Here is a 606-nt window from a genome sequence, read left to right on the forward strand (position 1 = left end):
TCTTCGGCTGCGAGCAGGTGGAGGGGTGGACCTGTGACGCTCCAGGTGAAGCGAACCTGGAAGACCGGATTTGTGAAATCGGGGAGGCGCTCAGCTCGGAAGAAGAAACCTGCGTGCAGGATCGTCTTCACACTGTCGATTTGGATTTCCGCTACGACTGCGAAGAAGTGTTCAACGAAGACACCGGGTTGTGGGAATCGGATCCGGTTTGCACAGCACTTGACGCGGCAGAAGGCTGCAGCCGGGACGAAGAGTTCTGCGAATTGCCGCGAGAGCCGGTGTTCGTCGAAGAGCAATGCAGGACGGGTGTGTCGTTAGGATCGGAAAGCCGGTCCTGCAGGTTGCCGCTCGAGCATGCGATCGACGTCGATTATGTCTACGGCTGCCAGAGGACTTGGAACCCAGCAACGCAACGTTTCGAAGACAGCGCGGGGTGCTCGACGCTTCGTAGCCAGTGTGACTTTCTGGTCGAGAATTGCACCACGCCGGCGCCGTCTCGCTATGAAGACTATTCGTGCAGGTATGGTGAGAGGGCCGTCGTTGAAAACGAGACGCTGGAGCGTCGTCTCGCGATCACTGTCGACGTGGACTACATCTTCGCTGGTT

Annotated in this window: 1 protein-coding gene; it reads left to right on the forward strand. The window is 58.1% G+C overall.

Going from position 1 to position 606, the window contains the following annotated elements; genetic code table 11:
• Positions 1–606, forward strand: a 606-nt coding sequence (locus PKF00_RS44070; RefSeq protein ID WP_271223761.1) for a hypothetical protein, incomplete at both ends; no start/stop codon positions are given.

Origin of the sequence: Streptosporangium carneum (assembly GCF_027922005.1) — a bacterium.
GTDB lineage: Bacteria > Actinomycetota > Actinomycetes > Streptosporangiales > Streptosporangiaceae > Streptosporangium > Streptosporangium carneum.